The organism is Halodesulfurarchaeum sp., assembly GCF_036626455.1.
In the GTDB taxonomy this organism is placed as follows: Archaea; Halobacteriota; Halobacteria; order Halobacteriales; family Halobacteriaceae; genus Halodesulfurarchaeum.
This window is the reverse complement of record NZ_JAZKRK010000015.1, coordinates 1-20,468: the sequence shown is the minus strand read 5'-3', so window position 1 is coordinate 20,468 and position 20,468 is coordinate 1. Positions and strand designations below refer to the sequence as shown.

The window sequence follows — 20,468 nt, the reverse complement described above, 5'->3', positions numbered from 1 at the left end:
CCGCGGTCACATCGACTCGGGGGCGGCGATTCCGAGCACTGACAGGGCGTTGGCCAGGGTGTTCCGCGCTGCCACGACCAGAGCCAGCCGCGCCGCGGACCGGTTCGGATCGACGTCCGAGCCCAAGACCGGGCATTCCCGGTAGAAGACGTTGACGGCGTCGGCCAGGTCCCTGGCGTAGGTCGCGATCCCATGGGGTTCGAGGTCAGCCGCGCTGTCCTCGATGCGGGCCGGATACGCCGCGATCGCCTCGAGCAGATCCCGCTCGGCGTCGGTGTCGAGCAGCCCCTGATCGAGCGATGGGGTAACCTCGTCTTGTGCTTCGTCGATGATCCCACAGGTACGGGCGTGAGCGTACTGCACGTAGGGAGCACTTTGCCCCTCGAAGTCGAGCGCGTCGTCCCACTTGAACGTGATCGGCTTGCTAGGCTGTTTCGAGACGATGTCGTAACGCACCGCCCCGATGCCGACCTGTTCGGCGATCCGCTCGACGTCACTCTCGGTCAGGTCATCGTCTCTGATCCGATCGCCCATCCGTGACTCCACGGCCTCTCGGGCCCGGTTCACGGCCTCGTCGAGCAGGTCATCGAGGTCGATGCCGGTCCCGGCCCTGGTGCTCATCTTCCCGGTCGGGAGGTTTACATACGAATAAATCACGTCGGTGAGTCGCTCCGGATCGTTCCCCAAAATGTCGAGTGCGGCCTGTAGTTGTCTCGCCTGGAGTTTGTGGTCCTCGCCGAGGACGGTCACGGCCCGGTCGTAGTGGACGAACTTCCATTCGTGGTGGGCCAGATCGCGGGTCGTGTAGAGGCTGGTACCATCAGACCGCATGAAGACCAGGTCCTTCTCGAAACCCCGATCGGAGAGGTCGAGATGCCAGGCTCCTTCGTCCTCGTAGGCCAGACCGCTTTCTTCCAACCGGTGGGCGACGGCTTCGGTGTTGCCGTCCCGCATGAAGCGGGTCTCCTTGACGAACTCGTCGAATGTCGCCGGGAGCCGCTGGAGACACCGCTGCATGCCGGCGAGGACGGTGTCAACGACGTCGCCCACCCGTTCGTAGGTGTCCTCATCGCCGGATTCGAGGCCCTGCATGATGGCCTGAATCTCGGATTCGGCATCCTCGACCGCGTCTTCGGGTCCGTCTTCCAGGAAGGACGTTCCCTTGCGGTAGTATCGGACCATCTCGTACTCGGGGCTGGAACGCTCCGGTTCAGGCAGTTCGTCTTCCTCGAAAGTCTCGTAGGCCCACGTGAAGACGGCGATCTGGCGCCCGGCGTCGTTCACGTAGTAATGCGTGTCGACGTCGTAGCCAGCGGCCGCCATGATTCGGGAAATGGCGTCCCCGAGCACCGGGTTTCGGGCTCGTCCGACGTGGACCGGTCCGGTAGGGTTCGCACTCGTATGCTCCACGACGACTGATTCGTTTTTCTCGGGCAATTGGCCGTAGTCATCCGACTGTGCCGCATCGAGCGTCTCAGCGTAGTACGTCGCCGACGGGTGGAAATTCACGTAGGGCCCTTTTGTTTTGACGGCACCGACGGAGGTGAGCGATTCCGTCTCGATTTCGGCGGCGATGTTCGCAGCGACTTCTGGGGGTGGCGCTTCTGCGGGGCCGGCCAACCGAAACGCCACGCTCGAAGCGAGGACTGCGGGCATTTCTTCGGGCGGGGTCTCGACCCCGAGATCCTCGCCGGGGAAATCGAGGCTGTCAAGCGCCGTGGCGAGGGCGGACTCGACCTCCTCGCGAAAGTCCAACAACATACGCGATGGGTATCGGGCACCGCCTATAGGGGTTCTGCATGCGCCCTCCTAGTCGCCGGGAGCACCATTCTTTTGCCTGTTCACTGCCAAACCACGCCGATGACCCAGCAGGTCTCGGGGCCGAACTATCACACCATCGGAAACACGGCCGTCCAGACCTGCGGGTGGACGAAAAACGCACTTCGGGGCGAGGGGACCTGTTACAAACACAAATTTTACGGTATCCAGTCCCACCGCTGCCTCCAGATGACACCGGTCGTTCGTTGCAACGAGCGGTGTGTGTTTTGCTGGCGGGATCATGCGGGTCATACCTACGAACTCGGTGACGCCGACTGGCAGGACCCTGAGTCGGTTGTGACGGCCTCGATCGAACTTCAGCGGGAACTGTTGGCCGGGTTTGGCGGGAACGACGATGTTCCCACGGACCGATTCGACGAGGCAAATGAGCCCAAACACGTCGCCATCAGCCTGGACGGCGAACCGACGCTGTATCCCCACCTCCCCGAACTGATCGAGGCCTATCACGACCAGGAGTTCACCACATTTCTGGTGAGCAACGGGACGCGCCCGGACGTGCTCCAGGCGGCCGCACCCACACAGCTGTACGTGAGTCTGGACGCTCCCGACCGCGAGACCTACGAATCGGTGGTTCGGCCCCGCGAAGCGACCGCCTGGGAGGACCTCATGGAGTCACTGGCTGTACTACAGGACCATGAGAGTCGAACCACGATTCGGACCACACTCGTCGCGGGCGAAAACATGGCAGACCCGACGGGCTACGCGAACCTGTACAGGGAGGCCGACCCGGATTTCATTGAGATCAAGGGCTACATGCACGTGGGGTCCTCCCGCGACCGCCTCGACCGTGATGCCATGCCGGACCACGAAGAAGTCGTTGAGTTTGCCCGTTCGGTCCAGGAGCACCTCCCCGATTTCAACGTGCTCCGGGAGGCCAACCCCTCCAACGTCGCCATGCTGGCCAGAGATTCGGACACCATGGTCCCCGAACTAGCTGGCGGAGACCAGTAAGACCGCCTGCAGTCGGCAGGCTATAACATATTTGGAACCCGTCTCAAATTCGGTAACCTTATCCCGTGAAACGACCAAGTCCGATGCATGGTAGTCGATGCCGGCAGTCTCGCCGTCGGCTTTGACGAGTTGGCCGTCCTCAAACTCCTGGCACTGGAAGGGGGCCATCGCGGGGAGATCAAAGTCTCGGGAAGTGACCTCGCGGCGGACCTGGAGGTCTCGACCCAGACTGCCTCCCGTCGGCTGCAGGCTCTGGAGGATGCGGACTGTATCAACCGGGAGCAAGCCGGAGACGGCCAGTTCATCGAGGTCACCGAGACGGGAATCGGGCTTTTGAAAGCCGAATACGAGGATTATCGGGCGATTTTCGAGGCGAAAGGCACGCTCGAACTCCACGGCGAAATCACGACAGGGATGGGTGAGGGTCGTCACTATGTCACACTTCCGGGGTACAAAATCCAGTTCGAAGAACGACTGGGCTACGATCCGTATCCGGGGACGCTCAACGTGTCGCTGACGGCCAAGAGCAAACGCGAACGCTCGATTTTGGCCTCCTTAGAAGGAATTGACATCACGAAATGGGAAGACGAGGAGCGGACCTACGGGGCTGCGACCTGCTATCCAGCTACTGTCGAGGCCGTCGAGGGCCCCATCTTTGACGGGGCCCATGTGATTGTGCCCGACCGAACCCACCACGAAACGGACGAACTCGAGATCATCGGCCCGGAGCGCATCCGCGACGAACTGGGCCTGCTTGACGGTGACGAGGTGAGTGTCCATGTCGAATCAGCGTGAGGTACCCGCTCAGCAAACGTCAGTCCAACGGGCTGTCGAAGCCTTCGCGGCCGGGAAGCCGGTGCTGATCCACGACTTCGATGACCGCGAGGGCGAAGTCGATATGGTGTATCCAGCAGCAGACGTCGATGCACCAGCCCTCTCACGGTTGCGCAACGATGCTGGCGGACTGGTGTGTGTCGCACTGGGCCCGGAGGTCGCAGATGTCTTCGATTTGCCGTTCCTGGCCGACGAAATCGACCACCCCGTCGCGGAAAGTGATCACCTGGGTTACGACGAGCGCTCCTCGTTTTCCATTACGGTCAACCACCGGGATACCTACACGGGCATCACGGATCAGGACCGGGCGATGACGATCAGCCGGCTTGGCGAAGCCGCGGCCGATCCCGAATCGGTCGATTTCCCCCGGGAGTTCCGTGCCCCGGGACACGTCCACCTCTTGCGAGCCTCGCGATACGGGCTTTCGGATCGGCGGGGCCACACCGAGATGGGAGTCGCGCTGGCCCACGAAGCCCAACGCCCCCCGGCTGCGGTCGTCTGTGAGATGCTCGACGATTCGACCGGCGAGGCCCTCACGATTGACAAGGCCAGAACCTACGCCGATACCAATGAGATTCCATACGTGGACGGCGAGGATTTGATCGAGGCGTTTACCGACGGATAGCGGGACGGTCTGTCAATAGCGGGTCATCTGTGGGCCTCACATTTTGACGAGCACTTTGATCGCGTCCCGTTGATCCATGGCCTCGTATCCCTCGGGGACGCCGTCCAAATCGACCGTTTTCGTGAAGATCGGTGACGGGTCCAGTGTTCCGCCCAGAATGTCGGCCATGAGTTCCTCGGCATAGTCTCGAACCGGTGCGACTCCGCCTTGCAGTGTAAGGTTATTACGAAACATCGAGAGCAGGTCGAGTCCATCGGTTTCGACACCGTATGGGACGCCGACGTAGCCGATCGTGCCGTCTGGTCTGGCGACCTCGATAGCGGTGTTCATCGAGGCGGAGGCACCGACACACTCCATCACGTGATTCGAGCCGCCGTTGGTGAGTTCCTGCACGCGCTCGATGGCGGCGTCGCCCCGTTCCGCGACCGTTTCGGTCGCCCCGAATTCCTCGGCAATTTCGAGCCGGTCCTCGTGATGGCCCATCGCGATGATTCGCTCGGCTCCGAGCCGCTGGGCAGCGAGCACGCCACTGAGCCCGACCGCCCCGTCACCAATGACGACGACAGTGTCACCCGGGCCGACCTCCGCACTTACGGCGGCATGGTGCCCGGTCCCGAGTACGTCTGTCAAGGGTAGGAGTTTCTCGAGGGTCCCCTCGTCGTCCGCGTGTTCATCCGGCACCTTGACTAGCGATCCGTCGGCGTAGGGCGTTTTGACGTACTCACCCTGCCCGCCGCCATTCTCGCCGCCCCAGGACTCCTCTTCGACACAGGAGGTATACAGCCCCTTTCGGCAGAACTCACACTCACCACAGCTGATGGCAAAGGGAGCGATGACCGTGTCGCCCGGTTTGACCGAGGTGACTTCCTCGCCGACTTCCTCAACGATTCCCATTGGCTCGTGGCCGACCCGTTCGCCTTCCGTCATGTCGGTCTGGCCCCGGTAGAACCAGAGGTCAGATCCACAGATCGCAGTGTGCGTGACTCGAATGACGGCGTCGGTCGGTGAGTCTATCTCGGGCATGGGGACCTCTTCGATGGCGATCTCGCCAGGGCCACGAAAGACGGCTGCGCGCATGGGCTATGCTCCGGGTTGCGTGGTGAAAAAGGAACAGGCAGTGGAGTTTCACGAATCCGTTGGTGAGAATCTCTTCGACTTGGCCAACCTCGTCTACTCAGTATGGTGGGGTTAGTACTTTCAACGACTCAAACATCATAATTTTGAGGATTAAAAAATTTGCCGGACCCACTGCTACATACAAGGGATAAATTTTGCAACATTCTTTCTTGATGGCTATTTTTCCATGACTTAACGGTACCAATTGGTGTGGCAGCGGTTGCCTTTTAGGACCGAAATCCACAATATTGACTGTTTTTGGAGATTAATTATCACTGCCGATATTCGGGGGACAAATATAATAAACACCATCGCCAAGCACGCTTGATCCGAAGTATGCATGACCTACGCAGTCGGCATAATATCGCCCCTCCTACACTTTCGGGGGAGATGAATAATGAACACTGATCTCAAGACGATTTTAACAGGATCAGTACAGCGAAAATTGATCCTCGCGATTGGTGTGACCACTATCGTGGTCATTGGAGCACTTCTCTTCGTCTCTACCAGCGTGGCGACGGAGCAAGTAACAACGGCCTCGAACGATCGGATGGATGCACAATCCGTGGCGTTGTCCAACGATATCAACACGGAACTCAAAAAGCATCAAAAACTCTCCGAATCTCTCGCCTCAACGATGGGGACTTACGAAAAGGACGGTAGAAGCCGGGAAAACGCCAGTAAAGTCGTTCGGCGTATGGCGGAAGACAACCCAGCGGTTCTGGGAACGTACGTCTCCTACCAGGAGGGCGATTTCGATTCAAACCAGACGGAATTCGCCCCCTATTGGAACCGGTACGGTGACGGCAACCAGGTGAGTTTGATCAGATTAAATCTTACACCTGATGACAAATGGTATCATGTTCCGATGGAGTCCGGAGACCGGTGGGTGAAAGGTCCCTACTCGTACCAAGACAAACTCCTGGTTAGCTTTTTGACTCCCATCGAGCGTAATGGAGAGGTCGTTGGGGTTGCGGGCGTGGACGTTTCTATTGGCTACATGAACGAACTGGCGAGTGACGTCCAACTTTACGATTCGGGATACGCCTTCGTGGTCAGCAACGAGGGGCAGTTCGTCGCCCATCCGAACGAGAGCTGGGTCGGAGCGAAAACACTTGGAAACGTGTCGCGTTCGGCTTCAGTTCCCGGCTTCCAAACGATGGAAGAAGACGTGAAGGCCAGTGAATCGGGTAATTTCACGATGCAGGACCCGGTCACCGGGAGTAAGGCACTCGTGAAGTACCACCCGATCGAAACAGGCGGATTCGCCGTTGCTACGGTGGCACCCACGGATGAAGTGTTGGGAGGCGTTAATCAAATGGAGCAGATGCTATTACTCCTCGGCGGAGTCGCGCTGCTCGCGCTTTTGGGTGTGACATTTTACATTACAAGACGAGTCACTGGACCGATCGCCGACGTTCGCGATCAGGCTGTAGCGTTGGCTCAGGGAGATCTCGATGCCGAGCTCCAAACCACGGATCGAGTGGACGAAATCGGAGACCTCAACGAATCGTTCACCACGATGCAGTCGAATTTGGAAGAGGCATTTACCGAAATCAATACCGTCAGCCAGAATCTTGCGGCGGGTGACGAGAAACTCGCTGCGCGAGAGGTCAAAACTGGCTTCCCAGGGGTCTACGGTGACGTAATGGAGAATCTGGATCATGGGGCGACCGAAGTGACAGGCTCATTGGAAGAGATTCAGACCGCAGGCGAACGACTGCAGTCGGGCGAACTCGATTACGAGGTGACTGCCGACCGCCCGGGTATCTACGGCGATATCCTTGGGGTTTTCGACAACGGGATGGAGACCCTTTCGGCGAGCTTTGATGAGATTTCTGTGACTGCCACGGCCCTCAAAAACGGGAAATTAAGTCGGGAATTCCAAACCGATCACCCTGGGACATACGGGACGGCACTCACCGACCTCGAAGCTGGATTTGATGAGGTCAATTCGAGTATCGCGAACGTACAGGCCATTGCGGATCGGGTCTCCACTACGAGCGAGCAAGTGACTGTCAGTACCGAAGAAATCGAAACGGCGAGTGAGGAAGTGGCCCAGTCCGTCCAGGAGATCTCTCAGGGATCCGACGAGCAGAGTGGGAACATGCAGGAAGCGGCCAACGAATTGAACGACCTCTCGGCGACAGTCGAAGAGATTGCCGCATCAGCCACGCAAGTCGAAGTGAATGCAAGTGAAGCAGTAGACCAGGGCCAGACCGGTCGAGAGAGTGCCTCCGAGGCGACTGCAGAAATCTCACAGATCGAAACTGAGGCTGAGGAAGCGGTAAAGCAGGTGTCCGGCCTCGATGAAGAAATGGAGCAAATCGGCGAGATCGTCCAAATGATTAACGATATTGCGGAGCAGACGAATCTCCTCGCGCTGAACGCCTCGATCGAGGCCGCCCGAGCGGGCGAAGCGGGCGAGGGCTTTGCAGTTGTGGCGGACGAAATCAAGGCGTTGGCTGGCGAAGCCGCTGACGCAACCACGCAGATCGAGGAGCGGATCAACAAGGTACAGACCACCACCAACGAGACCGTATCAGGCATCGAAGAAATGAAAACGAGCGTGGAGAGCGGAGCTGAAACCATTGAAGAGACGATTCAGCAGTTCGACGATATCGCCGAGTCGATCGAAGAAGTCGAGGCTGGTGTTGCGGAGATCAGCGACGCCACTGACGATCAGGCCGCCTCGACAGAAGAGGTCGTCGCGATGGTCGATGAAGTGTCGAGTGTCGCGGAGGAGACTGCTGCTGAAGCAAGTAACGTCTCCGCAGCATCCGAAGAGCAGACGGCATCGCTTTCCGACGTTGGCGAGAATGTGGAAGGTCTCTCCAAGATGGCTGGTGAGCTACACGACCTCGTTGAGCAGTTCAAAGTTGAACAGAACGATGGTAGTTCCGCGATGTCGGATGTGGGACAGTCGCAGAGTTCAGTCGCAACTGACGGAGGGTCTGAAGCTGGAAACTCCCGGAGTGAAATGGAATGGCAGGGATCGGAGTAAATACATGACGGACCAAGTCCTCGTCTTCACGCTTGGTGACACCCAATACTGTGTCGGCATCGATAGGATCAACGAGATCGTGGAAAAAGGCGACCTGACCGCACTCCCGAACACAGCCGACCATGTGCTGGGTGTTATGGACCTCCGCGGTGAGACGACGACAATAATCGATCCCAAACTGGTGCTGGATACGGGTGCGGAAACGGATGCAGAAAGGGTGATCATCTTCGGAACTGACGGAGAGCGACCTGTAGGCTGGCTGGTCGATCAGGTACATGAGGTGGCGGATGTCTCCGATGATGAAACCGAATCGGTGGCTGAGGACGAAACGGTCCGTGGTGTAATCAGGTCCGAAGACCGATTTATCATCTGGATTGACCCCTCGGCCGTAAATTCTGTGACACAAACACTGGGAGCAGCCACATAACCGGAGCCGATTTGTCAATAGATTGGAGAAAAAAAGATCGTTTTCGTTTCGTCTGCCCACCAAACCATTGCCCCCATATTCGAAGAAGGTGAAGTGACACAATTCGTGGCCATCCAGCAGGACATAACGGACCGTAAAATGCGCGAAGGGCATTTTCAAGTGTTTAACTAATCTCCGAGGCGGAGTCCCCGGACAAGCCCCACCCGCCACGAGCGAACCCGTCAGGGTAAAATTTTGAGACCGTATGAGCCTCACAGTAGTTCCGCCCGAGCCCACGTGATTCTCACATGGTTGGCAAGAAGGCAAAATAAGGCAATTCAACCCCTCTAAATGGAGATTCATCGTTTTTGGGCTGATTTCGGCACCCCGATTTTTGCTGTAATCGAACTAAATTCCGCATGCGGTCGGTACCGTTTGGGCCACCACGGTAGGGGTACCTGGCAACCGAATTAAAGCAGCATCAATGAAGGCGAATAACCAAACCTTTGCGAGCCTTAATACGTTGGCGAATGCTATGTGATATGTGAACGAGCCAGCCCTCGGAGCGTCGGATGGATTTGACCAAGAAATCGGGGAAAGTGGACTCGTTTCTCCTGCTTTAGTGACTCATGTATCTGTAGATTTGCCGATCAACTATTTTGTACGGAGTGAGAATCAGTGTACAGAGTTTGTCGAGCCCCGGCCGGCATCAATTCTCAGCCACCCTATTTATCTCAAACTGGATGGAAAAAACCGTCTGCTCCAGCAAAGGGGGACCTACCGGGTGGGGTTCCACCAACCGTATCGAAACCCGAAACCAGGATTTCAACGAAAGGCAAGAAGGAAAAATGAGCACGAGCTTACGTAAAAACCTCCGACGAATCGACCTCGAGACCAGAATTCAGTACGGTTTGATGTTTCTGTTTGGGACACTAAGTTTGATCGCGGCGATAGCGCCCCTTGAGTTAGTTTTCAAGGCCGTAATTGTCTCAACACTGTTCGGATTCACCGCCGGCATCTGGATCTCCCATCTCGTACAAATAATCCAAAACGCTGCCGGAAAAAGGGCTACGGAGACGGCTTAATGAGCGCAGACTCAGCTGAGGACGACCCGGAAGCCGCGAACTTCCTTACCAGCATTGGGTTTCTCATTGGAGAGGACCCCAGTGGAGGCTCGTTCCTGCTCGTTGTTGGGATGGTTACCATAGTGTTCCTCGCAGTCTTCCAATTCACTCTTCCGGAACCAATCTCGCTTCTCCTCAGCGGTATCGTTCTAACCGTCGCCGCAATCAGCTTCATTATGGGGGCTATCCTTGACACTCTCGGCTATTTCGACACCAGCCCGGAAGCCGCCTGACTGGCCAGCCGAAGCACAATTCGAGGTGAGGTGTGTTTGTCGGGCATAGGCCGAAGGTCCAACTCCTCTTACATAGAAGCCCCATTGACATCCTCCTCCGCGTAGCCGCGGAGGAATCCCGAGTCAAGCAAATCGAAGATTTGCGTCCGTCGCAAACCTCCGGTTTGCTCAGCGGTGGGAGTTTCAGGTTTGTAGTCCAGTCACCGGACTACCACACCTTTCGGGCGCGGGTAGTCCCACAGCATCGGAGTGGGGGAGTTGGCGTTCACGAGAGCAAAGCTCTCGTTCGCACATCAGAAATCAAAGATTTCTGAGGACGGTGCCAAACCGCCGGTACCCCTATCCTCACTCATATTTAGCGTCCCGGTGTTGTTTTTGCCACGGGGACGCCAGCAGGCGTCAGCGGACTCGGAGGTATCGTCTGGCTCGTTTTCAGCAGTCAGCACGCGCCCACACTCTTCGAGAATGCGGCGTTTCCCGACTGATCTTTCGGATACTGTCGTCCGAGAGACTCCGTCTCTCGTGATCACGAAAATCTTTGATTTTCGAACGACCTCGTTGCGTGGGCGGACAGGCCGCTCCGGAGGACGGTTCGGAATCCACTGCGTTCCAACCGACTCCTACTCTCTGGTAAGGCCGCCTGTCACCGAACTCTCACCGTGGGAAACTCGGCGCAGGTGTTTGAACGGTGGTCTGTTCCACAGAGTGACGGCGCGTATCCACGGCGTGAACGTCGTGGTATTGCGCCTGTTCTGCCTATCTGACTGTCATCCGTTTCCGGCGGTAAAAGATGATATTCGACGCCGTGTTCCTCACAAAATCGGCCACGCTACCGATCCACTGCTGGCACTCTTGTTCCTAAAATGTGTTCGGAAGGGTATGCACGACGAGCAGAACAGTTGGGTTTAGATCCCACTCATCGCAAATTAGTCAGGCGTCGTATGCGACAAAGGCTGGTCTCGATACGGGTCGTCGACCGATTCGTTATGGATAGCGGTCCGAACTTATCCCTCGATTTCGGTCGGGGAAGTTGTCGCGACCGTCTCGATCCGCCGGAGCGCCCACCAGCAGACGAGAACGTACGGAAACGCGTAGAGTGGGACCTCGAATCCCACCCGACACGCCTCGCCCTCCGGAATCACTCGATGGCCGGTCGCCTGGACAGGTCCGATACGCCAGGCCCAGGACCACTCTGACGCTCTCGTGACAGTAAAATGAAGCCAGGTATCGAAGTACGTTTGAACTTGACCGGAGGACCCCTCCTTGATTCGGTGCGGTTGGGTTTCAACATCAAGCACACTTGGCCCCCACTCGGGCCACCGACGTGTGTCGATTAGTAGATCCCAAACCCGTTTGGGCGGCGCTTCGATCCGACGTGAGATGACGACGCGGATCCCCTCTGGCGTTTCCGCCACTGTGAGTGGGGTTCGGAGTCGGCCCAACCGGCTGGTCGATTCCCCGGTCACGAGTCCATATTGGCCTCCTCGTATATAGGGTCCTCTCTTATTTCATTCGGCATTTCACTTGCCCAAAGACGTTTTTTTTTTAATTCCTTCATTCCAAGCCTCGAATGATTTTCCTGTCACCGCTACGAAATCGCCTCCAGGTAGGTCAGAGGCTGATCGGCGCGTTCTTTGGTAATTTGTGCAACAGTAGCGTGGGACGTGCACTGTGGGCAAGCACGTACCTCAGCGGTCTCGTCCGCGAACACCCGGGCAAATATTGCGGTGACAATCCGTTCACAATGGTTACACCGTGGCATCTTTCAGCCACCTCGAATCGATTGTCGAACTTCGAATGCAGTTGCGCTGTCAATTCCGCCTGAGACCAAGATTACTGCTTCGTTCATCGGTATTGGGTTTGAGGTATAATTATTTCGTCAACCAATTTTCCAACGCGCGAGGTTTGTCCCTCAATCTCCGATTAATTTCCGTGTCTGCGCGATTCGGATATCGGCGAAGGCATGATTGCGGCGACCCCCGTTTATTGGATGGTTGAACTCCAGTCCCCGAGCGCGCGTCAATCTGTTGCAGAAATTAAGGAATCATGGATAGAGAGGCTTTATGGCGAGAATCCGTCGGCTCACAATCTTGCATTTTGTGGATGGGCCATAGCGGATTTGAACCAGCGGAAACCTCACGGTGTTCGGTTTCCTGGGCTGCAAATCCGCTGCCCATTTCCGCACGGTCACGTCTCGGGACACCTTTGGGTCCCTCGACGGTGACGCTTCCGAGAAATGGGCCCTAGCGGATTTGAACCTCGGTCACTTCGCTCGCTGTGCTCGCTTCGTTCCCTGCTTCAAATCCGCGGCCCAATCACTTCGACTCACGCCTCGCGACACAGCAAGCTGGTCGCTCGACGGTGAGGTTACTTAGATATGGGCCCTAGCGGATTTGAACCACTGACGACGCGGTTATGAGCCGCGCGCTCTAACCTGACTGAGCTAAGGGCCCTACAAAACGGTACTGGCGGCGCTGCCTTGAGGGTTACCTTCCGAAAGAAGCGCCGCCGCCAGGGCTCGAACCTGGGACCACCTCGTTAACAGCGAGGTGCTCTACCATCTGAGCTACGGCGGCCCGAATAATCGTACTTGTGTACTTTTGATAGGGCTTTCGTTTCGCCTGGCCTCGACTTGCCTGTGTTCGGCCGTCACAGCGATACTCGTGCTGGGAAGATAACGACTCCCCAGCGAGGCAATCTTTCTCTTAGGAAAGACTAATTTAGGGATCACAAAATATTCTTCCGAAATTTTAATTGTATTGAGCGATTCCGACCAGATACCGAATGAGTCTGCTCGCGAACCTGACGTTGGTCTTCGTCGCTGGGTTAATTACGGCTCTCGCTACGGGTGTCGGGGCCCTTCCCTTTTTCCTCGTCGACGATATTCCGGACCGCTGGAACGTCGGCCTCTGGGGGCTTGCGTCCGGGATCATGATCGCGGCTTCGGTGTTTGGTCTGCTCAAAGAGGGACTTGCCGCCGGGACGATTCAGGAAATCATCCCGGGTGTCATCGTGGGGGTCCTCCTCGTCGTGGTGAGCCATCGGGTCATCACGCACGCCAATGTCGACCCTCGGGACTACGCCGAGGCGGACTTCAAGAAACTCGTGTTGATTCTCGGCATCCTCACCGTCCACAGTTTCCCGGAAGGGGTCGCAGTGGGGGTTTCCTTCGCCGATCTCAATCTCACGGAAGGCCCGATGCTGCTGGGCTTTTCTATCCCAATTCTCGCGATTTTCATGACGATCGCCATCTCGATTCACAACGTTCCCGAAGGAACGGCGATATCCATCCCGCTCCGGGCGATGGGCGTCTCGAAGTGGAAGATGGTCTGGTGGTCGATTTTTTCGAGCCTGCCACAGCCGGTGGGAGCGGTGTTGGCTTTTGCCTTTGTTCGCTTTGCGCGGGACTTCCTCCCCTTCGGCTTCGGCTTTGCGGCTGGGGCGATGGTCTATCTTGTCCTCACAGAGTTCATTCCCGAGGCCCTGGAACTCGGTGAGGGACTTCCGAACGGGGCGCGGCCGGAGCTAGTGGCCGGAATTCTACTTGGGGTCGCCGTGATGGTTCCCCTCGCGATTATCTAAGAACCCATCGACATGCTTTCGGGGTGTGGCCCGGAAGACGTGGATATGACGGTCGGTCGTGACCTCGAGTCGGTAATCGAGCAAGTCGGAGAGCGAGTCGATCCGGACCCAGCTGAGCGAGCGGCGCTGCAGGATGCCGTCGAGGCACTCATTGAACGGACCGAGTCGGTCATCGGGGCCCTTGATCTTGATGCCACGGTCCTGCACGTCGGCTCGACGGCTAGAGGCACCTGGGTGAGCGGCGACCGGGACATCGACGTTTTCGTCAAGTTCGACCCAGAAATGGAGCGGGAGGAACTTGAGCGATACGGCCTGCGAATCGGCCGGGCGGTCCTCCCGGATGGCCACACCGAATACGCCGAACACCCCTATGTAAAGGGGGAATACGAGGGCTTTGCGGTGGATCTCGTCCCCTGCTACGACGTCGATACCGCACCTGAGATCCAGTCCGCGGTCGACCGAACGCCGTTTCACAACGCCTACCTGGAAGCCAGACTGGACGAGTCAGCCGCCCCAGCAGTCCGACGGTTCAAACAGTTCCTCAAAGGCATCGGCGCCTATGGTAGCGACCTTCGAACCCGGGGGTATTCGGGCTACGTGGTCGAACTTCTCGTTTTGGAATATGGCGGTTTCGAATCGACCCTTCGGGCGGTCAGCAAATGGCACCCCCCTGTCCTTTTGGACCCGGCGGATCACGCGGCGACGTCCTTCGAGGACCCATTGGTCGTCGTCGATCCCACGGATCCCGAACGAAACGTCGCCGCCGTCGTCGCAGAACAGAACGTGTCCCGACTCATCCATTATGCACGGCAGTTCCTCGCGGACCCAACTGTGGAGTTCTTCTTTCCTCCTGAGCCAGAGGTCATGACTGCCGAAGCCGTCCGACAGGCGGTTCAGGGACGGGAGACTGCCCCAATTGCGGTCGTGTTCGACCCACCAGCGGTAGTCGACGACCAACTCTATCCCCAGCTTCGACGGTCTCTTTCTGGCTTAGTCCGCGGGCTTACCGAGGCGGACTTCGAGGTCCTTCGAAGCGAGGCCTGGGCCAGGGAGCGAGGGGTGCTGTTCGTTGAACTGAGTGTCGCGGAGCGGCCGGCGGTCGAACGACACGAAGGGCCACCTGTGTACGCGGCGGACCATGCCCAGCGGTTCTTCGAAACATATGCTGATACCCCGGCTACTGGTCCGTACATCGAGGCGGACCGATACGTCGTCGAGCGGCACCGGGAGACCACGACGGCCCGTGAGTTCGTCGAAACGCGACTCCTCGACGTTGCACTGGGGGCCCGGATCGAACCGGCATTAGAGGAAGGGTATACGGTTCTCACCGGGACCGACATCGCAACATTGGCTCCTGAATTCGGACTCAAACTGGGGGAGTACTTCCGGCCGAGTCCGTAATCACTCACAGAGTTCGACGTAGAGGTCGATGTCCTCGGCCTGAATCGTCCGACGCCCGGCGTGTTCGGCGAGTTTGCGGGCACCCGCTGCGATATTTGTTGTGCGATCCTCGAGGGTCTTGGCGAGTGCCAGCCGTGCGTCCTTGGCCACGCGGTACCGATGGGCAACGTCGAGTCGCGCGATCCGATCGACGGGCGCTATCGGGAGTGTGAGCGAGTCTCGCGCTGGCACCTCGTCCGATCCGAAGTCCTCGACCATGATGGTCTTGCGACCGTCGGCTTCTGTCTGCTGGGCTGCCCTCGCCGCGATTTTGGCCCCTTCGTTCTGGATCTGGCGGGCGAGGGCCTCGGCGGCGTCGGCACTAACTCGGAGATCTCCCGCCTGTGTTCGGATGAGCGAATCGACGGGAGAAAACGGAAGCTCAACTCGCATATCCGGACACGCCGGCGGTGATCGGCTTAACTGTTTCCGTGCCCCGACTCGATTCGGTCGGGATCGAGGAGGCCGTCGGCCAACTCGCCGGCAACTGTGACTTCCTCGCCAAGCTCGACGTCAGCGTCGGACTGGACCGTTACCGTCTGTTCACCGTCGTCGAGAATGACCGGGTTTCCGGCCTGTACGACGACTCCGGTGAACTCGACGGCTTTTGCGGTGTCGGGACTTGAACCGGTGGCTGATTCCTGCTCTGTCTCGGATTCGCCTGTGCTCGCGCCGGAACTGTTCGAACTGGTCGTATCCGATCCGTCGTCACCAAACGCCGATAACCCTGTATCGGCCCCTGACTCCGTCGCCTCGACGTCACTATCGAGTCCGTCCTCGAGTGGTACGACTGTCGACTGCCAATTGGCTGAGGCTTCGAGATCGTCCTGCCAGCCGTCCTGAATCCCCACATCCACGAAGAGCACTTCGTCGCCTGGTCCGAGTTCGATGTCCGCCTTCTCACCCCAGAGGGCAACCCGAATGTCCCCTGTGTCGTCCTGGACGCGGACGTTTCGGACCTGTCCTTCAGTGCCGTCGTCCCGATCGAACGTTCGCTTCGGGTCTGCAGAGCGAACGACTCCAGCGATGTCGACGGTATCATCGAGTTCCACGTTGTCGATAGCCGTCGCGTCCGGGACATAGGACACGTCGGCTTCGTGCTGCTCAATCGCCCCTCGGTCTCCGACGTGTAATTCGAGTGAGCCATCGCGCTCGCGCACGTAGCCGTCGTTAATTTCGATGGTCTCGTGTGGTGTGAGGTCCTCGACGCTTTCGGCTTGCTCGTCCCAGAGCGTAACCCGGACGCGCCCGGTTTCGTCACCAACGAGGACGTTTGATACCTGTCCTTCCGTCCCGTCGTCCCGGTCGAAGGTACGCACTGGATCGGTGGCCAGCACTTCCCCGACGAGCGTAACGTCCGACGCCCCGAGCGCGAGATCCGAGACCCGGTATTCGTCGGTCAGTTCGACGTCGATCTCCGTCTCGTGGTCGATTTCGACCTGATCGACAGTCACTTCGATGCCATCGTACCCCTCCTTCGGGCGGCCATGGATGTTCAGCACCTGTCCCGTGTCCAGGTCCTCATCGGCCGCGCTGGCCATCTCGTCCCAGAAGGACACTCGCAATCGGCCGGTTTCGTCGGCCACGTCGGCGTTGATCACCTGGCCTTCGGGCTGATCGGGATCGTCCCGTTCGAACGTGCGCAACTCGCCGACGCTGATGACTTTTGCCGTGATTGTCACGTCCTCCATCCCCGGTTCGATGTCCGCGACGCCTTCGACTTGCCCGTCGTCGAGTTCGTGGGCAACCAGCATCGCTGCGGTCTCCTCGTCCGCGAGGCCGCCCATTTGCTCGACTTTGGACTCGACGGCTTCGCGGAATTCCTCGAAGGAGACCTCCTCCGTATCAATATCGTCGTAGATGGTCTCGATATCGCCCATTGGATAGAACTAGGCTAGGTGTTCGCTCTTGAACCTTGTCACTGACCCGCCCTAGAAGATGGAGTCGGCTGCGGCCGCCCCTACAACTGAGAAGATGGAGCCGATACTAACCGTGGTGACCGTCGTCAGGGGAGTCGCTCCGAAGGTCTTGGGAGCGGCAAGCAGGAAGGTTAGCAACGACACGGAACCGATTGCCACGAGGAGCACGGAGAGAAATCGGAGCGGGATGCCCAGGAACTTTGCCTCGACGTCCACATCCCGGTCCTTGTCAGCTTTATAGAGCGCACTGTAGCCGACGACGATGACTGCAAGAATTGTGATTGCTGTGTGAAAGATCGTCATCTGCTCTGCGAGAACCCAGACCTCTTCGGTAACGACGAACGGCCCGGCAAGGAGCAGGCCCCCGACCATTTGTTGGGCCACGTCTGCTGGGCGGAATCGAGGCCGTCTCATGGTTGGGTTCAGGCAGGTTGCCGGCCTAAACCTTCCCCCGGTGGCCCCCCACTGCTGTTCTCACTTCTCGTCGCCGGCTCGCCAGAGATATAGCGACCCGATCGATCGGTACGGGGCCCAAACTTCGGCCTGCTCACGCATTGCAGCCCGGCTTTCGACTCCATACAGCTCCGTCACCGCCTGGCGGATCCCCAAATCCTCGACCGGGAAGACGTCACTTCGTCCCAACCCGAATTGCAGGAACATTTTCGCGGTCCACGGCCCGATTCCCCTGATTTCGGTCAACTCCTCGATGACGGCCTCGTCGGACAGGTCCGCGAACGAATCCCGGCTCCAGTTTCGCTCGTCGAACGCTTCGGCGGCAGTTTTCGTGTACTCAGCTTTGGCCGCCGACAGCCCGACGCCCTGGAGTTCGGTGGGCTCTGCGTCACGGATTTTGTTGGGCGTGACCGCGAACGCGTCGGTCAGGCGCTCCCACGTGGCTGCGGCCGAGGCCATCGAGACCTGCTGGCGGGCGATGGCTTTCACGAGTCGACGGAACGGATCCTCGGCGGGCTGGAGGACGAGATAGCCGTGTTGATTGATGAGGCCTGCCAGCTGGTTGTCGGTTCGGAGGTGGCGGTGAGCGTCGGTGGGGTTCTCGCGGGTCTCGACTGGCATTTACTGGATCCAGGTTGGATCTGCATGTATTCCAGCGTTTGGGTTGATCCTGACCCGGTTCTTCGACGGGTCAAGCGAGCTGAACAGGTCAGGTACCCCTCTCTGCGGTGTCGCCCTCCGAAACATGTTTTCCTGAGTTGGAGACTTTGAAATCGGGTGCGCGTGGCGAAAATCACATCGGCTGAGGATCGACCCGACTCCCGACCCAGAAAAGCGTTCCCAGGAGTAACACCACGGCCAGGGGGACCATCCATTGCATCGCTGCAATAAGACCCGCCGATGCCTGCAAACCGATAACGACGATCAGTTGCGGGCCACAACAGGCAAACCCGGAGATCAACCCTGGGATACTGGCGCTCGCACCAGCACCCGCTCCTATCCGACAGGCTGCGGGAGCGCGCCAGGACACGATGGAAACGGCGAGGGTTACGCCGACCAATGCAGCAAGGCACAGCCCGATGAGGATATTGACGGGCCCTAGCAGGTATACCACGGACCCGACTTCGATCCTGGCCACCGTCTCGAACAGGAACGCGGATCGCTGTCGGAGCGCCAACGCCGCCGGGTTCTCGACTACGAACACGTCGAACCCGCCGGTTCCCGAAAAAGTCAGATGACGGATCGCCCAAAGATACGTGACCAGATACCCGACCGTGACCGCGAGAAACGTAAACTGGCCATCCCGGCGTCCAAGCGCTCTCTGAATCGCTACCCGTGTCCGCCTCACGATATCGTGGAGCCATCGGATGGGGCTTTCTGATGGGTTTGGCGTGTCAGATCGGTTCTCTTTCCTCCGCTCTGTGGGCTTGCTCATAGCCCGACTCGATTCGTGTCCGGATAATAGCCGTGCCAGGCAAACCACATCGCTTCGAACCCCAGTATCTCATCGAGCGGCAACTTTTCCGGTGGGCCTGACACTCCGTCGACGGCGTAGCCCTCGTCAGTTCCCCGTACCTCCGCGTCAGTCGGATTCGAGTATACGTACCCGGTCGCAAGCTCTTTGTCTGCTACCGCTACGATCGGAGTGCTCCCTATAGAGCCGTTTAGTACGCTTTCTTTCAACAACGACCATTTGTCGAAGGCGATCGCACCCTCGCTCGTTCGGGCCCCAATGACGACCCGTTTTTCCTGTCCCTCGGGGGCCGTGACGAGCGGAAGTTTCGGGCGCCGATCCGTTTCCAGGGCGTAATGTCCGGAGACTGGGGTATACGAGCCGTACGGATCTCGATTGTAATTTCGGGCGAAGCCGGTATCCTCCGATAGGACCAGCGTGTCCGGGTGCTTCCGGCTCCATCGGTCCCATGTCGTCCAGATAACTCGAAATTCTGCCAGTGACCGGCCGACGAATCGCTCTCCGCGGCTGGTGGGACGTTCACCACCGACTTCGATCGCCGTCGCCGCCAGTTGGGGCCACCGAACGTCGAACTCTCGGTCCCACATAATCAAATTCGAGTTGACGAGTTGGCCAGAGACACCGAACGTCACGCCTCCGCGGTAAAAGCCCTGGGCTGTTCCGGTCAGTGGGCAGTACGTTATAGCGACGGGTTCACCCCCCACGACGTCGTTGACGACCTCGTGGCCGACGAGGATCCGCTGGGGGTAGGCCCGGACGTCACCGTCGATCGCCACACCGAATACCCGCTCACAGGGTGGCATGGTAACGTCTCCTCCGGCGACGAATTTTGGCTGATCGATCGAGGGGATACCGTCGTGAGCGACCCCGCCGCTTAGGTGGTTCTCGACAAGCGTTTTCAGATCATGCCCGAGATATAATTGCGTTTCCCGGAGTGGAATCTCCCCCGCTTCGTAGGTCGTTTCGGGGCTCCCCCGAGCGCCCTCGATCTCTTTGGGCCGGGTCCCACCGGAGAGGTCGATCGAACCTCCGGTTTCCGTGCAGGGGACACCGAGATCGATCTGAAAGTCCTCAGGTAACGTTTCAGATACGTTCGACGGATTCTCGGTCCCATTGTCGCTACTCCCACCAAGACACCCGGCAAGACCTCCGAGACCGGTTGTTGCGAGAGCGCTCAAAAACCGACGTCGCGAGTGTATCATCAGTACTTATCAGTCCTAGATGACCGCGGGGCATAAACGCAGAGTGGGTGTGTAACGCGGTTACACACCGGATATCTGATTGATTGGGGGGAACGAGCGGGGAACGGTTGGGGGATTTTGTTTAGTCTACGGGTCGGATCGGGCCCACTCGACTCCGTAACGGATATACCCACGAGGGGCCAAGCGGAGATGAGTCCTGGTAGGGTAGTGGACCATCCTCCTGGCTTGCGGAGCCAGGGACCGGAGTTCAAATCTCCGTCAGGACG

18 protein-coding genes and 3 tRNA genes are annotated in these 20,468 nt (G+C 58.5%); 9 read left to right on the top strand and 12 right to left on the bottom strand.

What is annotated here, in order from left to right:
- Positions 1 to 6: 6 nt before the first annotated feature.
- Positions 7 to 1,761 (bottom strand): arginine--tRNA ligase, encoded by a 1,755-nt coding sequence (gene argS / locus V5A26_RS06260; RefSeq protein WP_332321073.1) that lies wholly within the window; start codon positions 1,759 to 1,761, stop codon positions 7 to 9.
- A 99-nt stretch (positions 1,762 to 1,860) separates the two neighbouring features.
- Here argS and twy1 point away from each other — a divergent pair, with 99 nt between their 5' ends.
- The 3 genes from twy1 (at position 1,861) to ribB (ending at position 4,249) form a co-directional block, all read left to right on the top strand.
- Entirely contained in the window at positions 1,861 to 2,790 is a 930-nt protein-coding gene (gene twy1 / locus V5A26_RS06255; RefSeq protein WP_332321072.1) for a 4-demethylwyosine synthase TYW1, read from the top strand.
- 87 nt (positions 2,791 to 2,877) lie between these two features.
- Positions 2,878 to 3,585, top strand: a complete 708-nt coding sequence (locus V5A26_RS06250) for a DUF120 domain-containing protein (protein ID WP_332321071.1) — start codon at positions 2,878 to 2,880, stop codon at positions 3,583 to 3,585.
- Positions 3,569 to 4,249 (top strand): 3,4-dihydroxy-2-butanone-4-phosphate synthase, encoded by a 681-nt coding sequence (gene ribB, locus V5A26_RS06245; RefSeq protein WP_332321070.1) that lies wholly within the window; start codon positions 3,569 to 3,571, stop codon positions 4,247 to 4,249. Before V5A26_RS06250 ends, ribB begins: the two co-directional genes overlap by 17 nt.
- A gap of 36 nt (positions 4,250 to 4,285) precedes the next feature.
- Here ribB and V5A26_RS06240 read toward each other — a convergent pair whose 3' ends face one another.
- Positions 4,286 to 5,326 carry a zinc-dependent alcohol dehydrogenase family protein gene (locus V5A26_RS06240; RefSeq protein ID WP_332321069.1) on the bottom strand — a complete coding sequence of 347 codons (1,041 nt, stop codon included), beginning with the start codon at positions 5,324 to 5,326 and terminating at the stop codon, positions 4,286 to 4,288.
- Between the two features lie 436 nt (positions 5,327 to 5,762).
- On the opposite strand from V5A26_RS06240, the gene V5A26_RS06235 reads away from it, so the two are divergent.
- From V5A26_RS06235 to V5A26_RS06225, 3 genes are all read left to right on the top strand, one after another.
- Positions 5,763 to 8,369 (top strand): methyl-accepting chemotaxis protein, encoded by a 2,607-nt coding sequence (locus V5A26_RS06235; protein WP_332321068.1) that lies wholly within the window; start codon positions 5,763 to 5,765, stop codon positions 8,367 to 8,369.
- A gap of 4 nt (positions 8,370 to 8,373) precedes the next feature.
- Positions 8,374 to 8,796 (top strand): chemotaxis protein CheW, encoded by a 423-nt coding sequence (locus V5A26_RS06230; RefSeq protein ID WP_332321067.1) that lies wholly within the window; start codon positions 8,374 to 8,376, stop codon positions 8,794 to 8,796.
- A 1,063-nt stretch (positions 8,797 to 9,859) separates the two neighbouring features.
- Positions 9,860 to 10,132, top strand: a complete 273-nt coding sequence (locus V5A26_RS06225; RefSeq protein WP_332321066.1) for a hypothetical protein — start codon at positions 9,860 to 9,862, stop codon at positions 10,130 to 10,132.
- Between the two features lie 1,004 nt (positions 10,133 to 11,136).
- On the opposite strand, the gene V5A26_RS06220 is transcribed toward V5A26_RS06225, so the two are convergent.
- The 4 genes from V5A26_RS06220 to V5A26_RS06210 form a co-directional block, all read right to left on the bottom strand.
- On the bottom strand, positions 11,137 to 11,598 hold the full coding sequence (locus V5A26_RS06220) for an SRPBCC family protein (protein ID WP_332321065.1): 462 nt from the start codon (positions 11,596 to 11,598) through the stop codon (positions 11,137 to 11,139).
- Positions 11,599 to 11,720: 122 nt separating this feature from the next.
- Positions 11,721 to 11,894 carry a DUF7563 family protein gene (locus V5A26_RS11415; protein ID WP_442908768.1) on the bottom strand — a complete coding sequence of 58 codons (174 nt, stop codon included), beginning with the start codon at positions 11,892 to 11,894 and terminating at the stop codon, positions 11,721 to 11,723.
- Between the two features lie 616 nt (positions 11,895 to 12,510).
- Positions 12,511 to 12,585, bottom strand: a tRNA-Ile gene (locus tag V5A26_RS06215).
- 50 nt (positions 12,586 to 12,635) lie between these two features.
- Positions 12,636 to 12,708, bottom strand: a tRNA-Asn gene (locus V5A26_RS06210).
- A gap of 208 nt (positions 12,709 to 12,916) precedes the next feature.
- On the opposite strand from V5A26_RS06210, the gene V5A26_RS06205 reads away from it, so the two are divergent.
- Positions 12,917 to 13,714, top strand: a complete 798-nt coding sequence (locus V5A26_RS06205; RefSeq protein ID WP_332321064.1) for a ZIP family metal transporter — start codon at positions 12,917 to 12,919, stop codon at positions 13,712 to 13,714.
- Positions 13,715 to 13,759: 45 nt separating this feature from the next.
- Positions 13,760 to 15,115 (top strand): CCA tRNA nucleotidyltransferase, encoded by a 1,356-nt coding sequence (gene cca, locus V5A26_RS06200; protein ID WP_332321063.1) that lies wholly within the window; start codon positions 13,760 to 13,762, stop codon positions 15,113 to 15,115.
- On the opposite strand, the gene V5A26_RS06195 is transcribed toward cca, so the two are convergent.
- The 6 genes from V5A26_RS06195 to V5A26_RS06170 all read right to left on the bottom strand — a co-directional run bounded on the left by V5A26_RS06195 (position 15,116) and on the right by V5A26_RS06170 (position 20,178).
- Positions 15,116 to 15,547: a histone gene (locus V5A26_RS06195; RefSeq protein ID WP_332321062.1), complete on the bottom strand. Its 432-nt coding sequence runs from the start codon at positions 15,545 to 15,547 to the stop codon at positions 15,116 to 15,118.
- Between the two features lie 26 nt (positions 15,548 to 15,573).
- Positions 15,574 to 17,034: a single-stranded DNA binding protein gene (locus V5A26_RS06190; RefSeq protein ID WP_332321061.1), complete on the bottom strand. Its 1,461-nt coding sequence runs from the start codon at positions 17,032 to 17,034 to the stop codon at positions 15,574 to 15,576.
- A 51-nt stretch (positions 17,035 to 17,085) separates the two neighbouring features.
- Positions 17,086 to 17,487, bottom strand: a complete 402-nt coding sequence (locus V5A26_RS06185; protein ID WP_332321060.1) for a DUF2391 family protein — start codon at positions 17,485 to 17,487, stop codon at positions 17,086 to 17,088.
- A gap of 60 nt (positions 17,488 to 17,547) precedes the next feature.
- Entirely contained in the window at positions 17,548 to 18,147 is a 600-nt protein-coding gene (locus tag V5A26_RS06180; protein ID WP_332321059.1) for a DNA-3-methyladenine glycosylase family protein, read from the bottom strand.
- Between the two features lie 172 nt (positions 18,148 to 18,319).
- Positions 18,320 to 18,961 carry a hypothetical protein gene (locus V5A26_RS06175; RefSeq protein WP_332321058.1) on the bottom strand — a complete coding sequence of 214 codons (642 nt, stop codon included), beginning with the start codon at positions 18,959 to 18,961 and terminating at the stop codon, positions 18,320 to 18,322.
- Positions 18,958 to 20,178: a DUF3179 domain-containing protein gene (locus tag V5A26_RS06170; RefSeq protein WP_332322272.1), complete on the bottom strand. Its 1,221-nt coding sequence runs from the start codon at positions 20,176 to 20,178 to the stop codon at positions 18,958 to 18,960. Before V5A26_RS06170 ends, V5A26_RS06175 begins: the two co-directional genes overlap by 4 nt.
- 217 nt (positions 20,179 to 20,395) lie before the next feature.
- On the opposite strand from V5A26_RS06170, the gene V5A26_RS06165 reads away from it, so the two are divergent.
- A tRNA-Arg gene (locus V5A26_RS06165) sits at positions 20,396 to 20,468 on the top strand.